Annotated in this window: 8 protein-coding genes; 1 reads left to right on the top strand and 7 read right to left on the bottom strand. The window is 69.1% G+C overall.

Annotated features, from left to right (window positions below; genetic code table 11):
* Positions 1-91: 91 nt before the first annotated feature.
* From ABZ281_RS32690 to ABZ281_RS32660, 7 genes are read right to left on the bottom strand one after another with little or no spacing between them, the layout of a single operon-like run.
* A complete protein-coding gene (locus ABZ281_RS32690) occupies positions 92-262 on the bottom strand; it encodes a hypothetical protein (protein WP_356661398.1) in 171 nt (56 codons plus the stop codon).
* A gap of 13 nt (positions 263-275) precedes the next feature.
* On the bottom strand, positions 276-851 hold the full coding sequence (locus ABZ281_RS32685) for a helix-turn-helix domain-containing protein (protein WP_356661396.1): 576 nt from the start codon (positions 849-851) through the stop codon (positions 276-278).
* A 51-nt stretch (positions 852-902) separates the two neighbouring features.
* A complete protein-coding gene (locus tag ABZ281_RS32680) occupies positions 903-1,865 on the bottom strand; it encodes a glycine betaine ABC transporter substrate-binding protein (RefSeq protein WP_356661394.1) in 963 nt (320 codons plus the stop codon).
* The gene (locus ABZ281_RS32675) at positions 1,862-2,662 is read right to left on the bottom strand and encodes an ABC transporter permease (protein ID WP_356661392.1); all 801 of its coding nucleotides are present in this window, start codon (positions 2,660-2,662) and stop codon (positions 1,862-1,864) included. Before ABZ281_RS32675 ends, ABZ281_RS32680 begins: the two co-directional genes overlap by 4 nt.
* Positions 2,659-3,918: a betaine/proline/choline family ABC transporter ATP-binding protein gene (locus tag ABZ281_RS32670; protein WP_356661390.1), complete on the bottom strand. Its 1,260-nt coding sequence runs from the start codon at positions 3,916-3,918 to the stop codon at positions 2,659-2,661. Before ABZ281_RS32670 ends, ABZ281_RS32675 begins: the two co-directional genes overlap by 4 nt.
* Positions 3,911-4,558: an ABC transporter permease gene (locus tag ABZ281_RS32665; RefSeq protein WP_030837781.1), complete on the bottom strand. Its 648-nt coding sequence runs from the start codon at positions 4,556-4,558 to the stop codon at positions 3,911-3,913. The genes ABZ281_RS32670 and ABZ281_RS32665 overlap by 8 nt, the downstream gene beginning before the upstream one ends.
* Positions 4,559-4,577: 19 nt before the next feature.
* Positions 4,578-5,048 (bottom strand): Lrp/AsnC family transcriptional regulator, encoded by a 471-nt coding sequence (locus ABZ281_RS32660; RefSeq protein ID WP_356661388.1) that lies wholly within the window; start codon positions 5,046-5,048, stop codon positions 4,578-4,580.
* A gap of 123 nt (positions 5,049-5,171) precedes the next feature.
* Between ABZ281_RS32660 and hppD the strand changes: the two genes are divergently transcribed.
* Positions 5,172-6,317, top strand: coding sequence for a 4-hydroxyphenylpyruvate dioxygenase (gene hppD / locus ABZ281_RS32655; RefSeq protein WP_356661386.1), 1,146 nt, complete (start codon positions 5,172-5,174; stop codon positions 6,315-6,317).
* Positions 6,318-6,358 lie beyond the last annotated feature (41 nt).

Raw genomic sequence — 6,358 nt, 5'->3', positions numbered from 1 at the left:
GCGAGTGGGGGTACCCCCTGCTCGAGCGGAGTCGAGAGCGTGGGGGAGCGTGCCGGGCGTCGTGACGGGGCGAACGTTGCCTGCCGCGGCACTAGTGGGCGGGGACCGGCCCGGGCCGGGTGGCGAGCTTCAGCCCGACTTCTATGAGGGTCCAGCCCACCCGTGCACGGAGGTCGTGCCGGGGTGCCGGACGGGGACCGGCTTCGGCGCGGAGTTCGGCGGCGCGGGCGTGGTGCAGGGCGAGGTGGATGTCCGGGTGCATGGGTGATGGCCTCTCACAGCGTCGTCTGGCTGGGGAAGACGTGCGTGTGGACGCGTACCGTCTCGGCGTCCGGGGTGCCCTCGGGCAGGGGGCGGTAGCTCTGGATGAGTTCGTGCATCTTGCCGACGAGCTCACGGGCGAGTTCGGGAGTGAGCCGCAGCGCGAAGTCGCTGAGGTCCGTGGCGCCGTCCCATTCCTCGCCCCAGTCGCCGATGTTGCCGAGCCAGGTCGCGACCTCCCGTGTGTGCACGTTGGCCATCTCGTACCGGAGCAGGGCGACGGCGCCCCGCACGGTCGGATCCGGGTCCTTGATCAGGGTCTCGTCGATCCGGATGCCTTGGTCCACCGCCTTCCACCAGCGCTCCCGTCCCTTGCCGCGCTCCGGGTCGTCGGCGACGAAGCCGTGTGCGGCGAGTTGTCGTAGGTGGTAGCTGGTCGCGCCGCTGGACTCGCCCAGTTTCTCCGCCAGTTGGGAGGCGGTGGCAGGTCCGCCGCGCCGTAGTGCGACCAGCAGCTGCATCCGCAGGGGGTGAGCCAGGCCGCGCAGGGAACGGGCGTCGAGCAGGCGGGGAGCTGGTTCGTCGGGCATGCATGCAAAGGTAGCCTTGCAAAGCTCTCTTTGCAAGGCTTTCTTTGTAACTCACTCCTTGACGAACCCCTCGTCCACCAGCCAGTCCAGCGCCACCTGGTGGGGATCCTCCCCGTCCACATCCACCTTCGCGTTCAGCGTCTGCGCCACGGAGTTGTTCAGCTTCGCCGTCACCGGGTTCAGGACCTCCGCGATCGCCGGCCACTCCTTCAGGGACTTCGCGTTGATCATCGGCGCGACGTTGTAGTTGGGGAAGAACTTCTTGTCGTCGTCCATCACCACGAGGTTCATCGACTTGATCCGCCCGTCGGTGGTGAACACCTCCCCGTACGTGCAGTTCCCCTTCGCGGTCTGCGTGTAGATGATCCCGGTGTCCATCTGCGTGATGTTCCGCGCCGGCACGTTCATGCCGTAGGCCTTCTGCATGCCCGGCAGCCCGTCCGCCCGGTTCGCGAACTCGACCTCCACACAGAGCTTCACGGCCCCCGGGTCGGACTTCGCCAGCTTCGCCACGTCCGACATCGTCTTCGTGCCGTACTTCTTCGCGTTCTCCTGGTTCATCGCCAGCGCGTACGTGTTGTCGAGTTTCGACGGCGGCAGCCAGACCAGCCCGTTGCCCGCGTCCTCCTTCTTCACCGCCTCCCACTGCTCCTGCGGGTCGGTGATCGGCTTGCTGTGCCCGAGGTACGTGATCCAGGCCGTGCCCGTGTACTCGTACCCGGCGTCCGCGTCGCCCTTGCGGACCGCCTCGCGGCTGCCGATGGAGCCCTGGATGCCGGTGCGGTCGATCACGTCCGCCCCGGCCGCCTCGAACGCGATGCCCATGATCGAGCCGAGGATCAGCTGCTCGGTGAACGACTTCGACGTCACCGTCAGATGCGCGCCCTTCAGCGGTTCACCCCGTCCGATCGACCCCGGCTCCACGTCGTCGGTCAGCGGAGAGCCGCTGGTCAGGCCGCAGCCGGCCGCTGCCAGCAGCAGGCCCGCCGCCGCCAGGCACGTACGCCGCCTCATGGCTGCAATCCCCGTGGCCGCAGCAGCAGTTCGGCGAGCGACGCCAGCCAGTCCACCAGCAGCGCCAGCACCACCGTGAGGATCGACCCCAGCACCAGCACCGGCATCCGCTGGTTGGTGATGCCGGTCGTGATCAGCACGCCGAGGCCACCGCCCCCGCCGAAGACCGCCAGGGTCGCCGTGCCGACGTTCAGGACGAGGGCCGTGCGCACGCCCGCCAGGATCAGAGGGACCGCGAGCGGGAGTTCGACCCGGGCCAGGACGCCCGTCGGGGACATGCCGATGCCGCGGGCCGCCTCCAGCAGGGTCGGATCGTTCGCCTTCAGGCCCGCGATCGTGTTGGCGAGCACGGGCAGGATGGCGTAGATGATGATGCCGATCAGGGCGGCCCTGCGGCCGATGCCCAGCCAGATCACCAGGAGGGCCAGCAGGCCGATCGCCGGGGTCGCCTGACCCATGTTGGCGAACGTCATCGCCACCGGGGTGGCCCTGCTCATCACCCCGCGGGTCAGCAGGATGCCCAGCGGGATCGCGATGATCAGCACGAAGAACGTGGAGATCACGGTCAGCTGGATGTGCTGCCACAGCGCCTTGGTGACCTGACCGCCCGACAGGGCGTTGCGGGTGAGCGCGTCCAGGTCGGCCTGCTGGAACCAGAGCCAGGTGGCGAGGAGCACGGCGATCAGGGCCACCGGCAGGAACGTCAGCTTCTGCCAGGTGAGCCGGGCGGGACGGCGCTCCGGCTGGGGTCTCTTCTCGACGGGCTCGGCGGTCTCGCCGACCTCCGTGGCCGTCACCGCTCCGCTCCCGGGCCGCTCACGCCCGCCGGGTCCTGGGCCCCCTCCTGCTCCGCGTGCGTCTGCGAGGCCCGCAGCGACTCCAGTTCGTGCTGATGCTCCATCGCGTCGAGCCGGTCGGCCTCCAGCATCTCGTGCACGGAGTTCATGAGGGTCTCCATGTCGACGACGCCGGTGTACTCCCCGCGCCGCCCGGTCACCGCCACCCGCCCGGCGTTGTCGGTGAGCACCGCCTCCAGCGCGTCCCGCAGGGTGGCGTCGCGGGTGACCGTGTCGTGCACCAGCGTCCCGGCGCGGGCCAGCGAGCCGCGGGCCCGCATCAGGTCGCCGCGCCGCAGCCACTTGTAGGGGCGGCCGCGCCGGTCGAGCAGCAGGATCTCGTTGCTGCCGCTGGTCCGCAGCCGGTTGAAGATCTGCTGCAACGGGTCGTCGACGGTGACCGTCGGATACTCGGTGATCTCCACGTCCCGGACGCGGGTCAGGTTCAGCCGCTTCAGCGCCGCGCCTGCGCCCACGAACCCGGACACGAAGTCGTCGGCCGGGTTGGTGAGGATCGCCTCGGGGGTGTCGAACTGCGCGATGTGCGACCGCTCGCGCAGCACGGCGATCCGGTCGCCGATCTTGATCGCCTCGTCGAAGTCGTGGGTGACGAAGACGATCGTCTTGTGCAGCTCGTGCTGGAGGCGGATCAGCTCGTCCTGGAGGTGGTCCCGGGTGATCGGGTCCACCGCCCCGAACGGCTCGTCCATCAGCAGCACGGGGGGATCGGCGGCCAGGGCCCGGGCCACGCCCACGCGCTGCTGCTGCCCGCCGGAGAGCTGACGCGGGTAGCGGCCGCGGAACTCCCCGGGGTCCAGGCCCACGAGGTCGAGCAGCTCCTCGGTCCGTTCCCTGATCCGCGCCTTCGGCCAGCCGATCATCCTCGGGACGATCCCGATGTTCTGCGCGACCGTCATGTGCGGGAAGAGCCCGGCGGACTGGATGGCGTAGCCGACGTTGCGGCGCAGCTTGACCGGGTCCATGTCGGTGACGTCCTCGCCGCCGATGCGGATGCGGCCGCCGGTCGGCTCGATCAGCCGGTTGATCATCTTGAGCGTGGTCGACTTGCCGCAGCCCGAGGGGCCGACGAAGACGACGACCTCGCCCGCCTTGATCTCCATGCTCACGTTGTCCACGGCCGGCTGCGCACTGCCGGGGTAGCGCTTGGTCAGGCTCTCCAGCGCGATGGACGCGCCGTGGTCGCCGGTCTCAGGCACGGATCCCCCTGGGGATGGTCAGCCGTCCGATCAGGACGTACGCGGCGTCGAACAGCAGGGCCAGGATGATGATGCCGAGCGTGCCCGCGAGGACCTGGTTGAGCGCGTTGGCGCTGCCCAGCGAGGCCAGGCCGCGGAAGATGACGTTGCCGAGACCGGGTCCCGAGGCGTACGCCGCGATGGCCGCGATGCCCATCAGCATCTGGGTGGAGACCCGGATCCCGGTGAGGATCGGGGGCCAGGCCAGCGGCAGCTCGACCCGCAGCAGCCGGGCCGGCCGGGACATCCCGATGCCCGTGGCCGCGTCCACCAGCGTCGGATCGACCCCGCGCAGCCCGACGATCGCGTTGCGCACCACCGGCAGCAGCCCGTACAGCGTCAGCGCGACCACCGTGGGCGGCACGCCGAGGCCCACGATGGGGATGAGCAGACCGATCAGGGCGAGCGCCGGCACGGTCAGGATGGTGGCGGTGGTGGTGGTCGCGAGGTTCCCCGCCCACTCGCTGCGGTAGCTGACGACGGCGATCAGCACGCCGAGCACGGTCGCCACGACCATGCACTGGAAGACGGCGCTCGCGTGCTGATAGGCGTCCGTGAGCAGCTGCTGGTGCCGGTTGACCAGGTACTCCCAGAAGTTCACACGCGCTCACCCCTACACGTCAGGTCTCCTCCGCGGCCTGCTCCACCAGCGGGATGATCCGCAGCGGAACGGGGTTCTCCATGACGATCGCCGTCGAGGCCCGGACGATGCCATCAAAACCGACGACCCGGTCGATCACACGCTGGAGATCGGCGTTGGAGCGGGCCACGAGCCGGCACATCATGTCTCCGGTGCCGGTGGTGGTGTGCAGCTCCAGCACCTCCGGCACCGTCGCCAAGTGCGCCCGTACGTCGGACCCTTGGCCCTGCCGGATCTGCAGCGTGGCGAACGCCGTGACGGGGTAGCCGAGCGCGGCCGGATCCACCTCGGGACCGAATCCGCGGATGACTCCGTTCGACTGAAGCCGGTCCAGCCGCGCCTGCGCGGTGCCCCGGGCCACTCCCAGCCGCCGGGACATCTCCAGCACCCCGATCCGCGGCTCCCGGGCGAGCAGCAGAATGATCCGGCCGTCCAGATGGTCGATCGTCACAGCAGCCTCCGGGCATGGTCATCCTGTACAGAAAGGCCGACGATACGGCCGTACTGTTGAACAGATTGCCCAGCTGATACGCAAACTATTGCGCACCTTGCCGAGCAGGGAGACCCTGCGACTATGACGCAGACCACACACCACACTCCCGACACCGCCCGGCAGGCCGACCCCTTCCCGGTCAAGGGAATGGACGCGGTCGTCTTCGCCGTGGGCAACGCCAAGCAGGCGGCGCACTACTACTCCACCGCCTTCGGCATGAAGCTGGTCGCCTACTCCGGACCGGAGAACGGCAGCCGCGAGACCGCTGCGTACGTCCTGGAGAACGGCTCCGCCCGCTTCGTCCTCACGTCGGTCATCAAGCCCACCACCGACTGGGGCCACTTCCTCGCGAAGCACGTGGCCGAGCACGGCGACGGTGTCGTCGACCTCGCCATCGAGGTCCCGGACGCGCGCGCCGCCTACGCCTACGCCCTGGAGCACGGTGCCCGCTCGGTCGCCGAGCCGTACGAGCGGAAGGACGAGCACGGCACGGTCGTCCTGGCCGCCATCGCCACCTACGGCGAGACCCGCCACACCCTCGTCGAGCGCTCCGGCTACGACGGCCCGTATCTGCCCGGCTTCGTCGCCGCCAAGCCGATGGTCGAGCCGCCCGCGCAGCGCACCTTCCAGGCGATCGACCACTGCGTCGGCAACGTCGAGCTCGGCAGGATGAACGAGTGGGTCGGCTTCTACAACAAGGTCATGGGCTTCACGAACATGAAGGAGTTCGTGGGTGACGACATCGCCACCGAGTACAGCGCGCTGATGTCCAAGGTCGTCGCCGACGGCACGCTCAAGGTCAAGTTCCCGATCAACGAGCCGGCCATCGCCAAGAAGAAGTCCCAGATCGACGAGTACCTGGAGTTCTACGGCGGTGCGGGCGTCCAGCACATCGCCCTCAACACGGGCGACATCGTCCAGACGGTCCGTACGATGCGGGCGGCCGGCGTCGAGTTCCTCAACACGCCCGACTCCTACTACGACACGCTGGGGGAGTGGGTCGGCGAGACCCGCGTCCCGATCGACACCCTGCGCGAACTGAAGATCCTCGCCGACCGAGACGAGGACGGCTACCTTCTGCAGATCTTCACCAAGCCGGTCCAGGACCGTCCGACCGTCTTCTTCGAGATCATCGAGCGCCACGGCTCGATGGGCTTCGGCAAGGGCAACTTCAAGGCCCTGTTCGAGGCGATCGAGCGCGAGCAGGCCCGCCGCGGCAACCTGTAGCCACCGGCGGTCGCGGGTCGGGCGGGGTGTCACGGGGCACC

The sequence above is a fragment of the Streptomyces sp. NPDC006265 genome, from assembly GCF_040613555.1.
In the GTDB taxonomy this organism is placed as follows: domain Bacteria; phylum Actinomycetota; class Actinomycetes; order Streptomycetales; family Streptomycetaceae; genus Streptomyces.
The sequence above is the reverse complement of the archived record's forward strand: the minus strand, read 5'-3'. Positions and strand labels throughout refer to the sequence as shown.

Excerpts from the sequence above, each read along its gene's own strand:
- hppD (WP_356661386.1), top strand. The coding sequence starts at position 5,172 with ATGACGCAGACCACACACCACACTCCCGACACCGCCCGGCAGGCCGAC.
- ABZ281_RS32680 (WP_356661394.1), bottom strand. The coding sequence starts at position 1,865 with ATGAGGCGGCGTACGTGCCTGGCGGCGGCGGGCCTGCTGCTGGCAGCG.
- ABZ281_RS32690 (WP_356661398.1), bottom strand. The coding sequence starts at position 262 with ATGCACCCGGACATCCACCTCGCCCTGCACCACGCCCGCGCCGCCGAA.
- ABZ281_RS32685 (WP_356661396.1), bottom strand. The coding sequence starts at position 851 with ATGCCCGACGAACCAGCTCCCCGCCTGCTCGACGCCCGTTCCCTGCGC.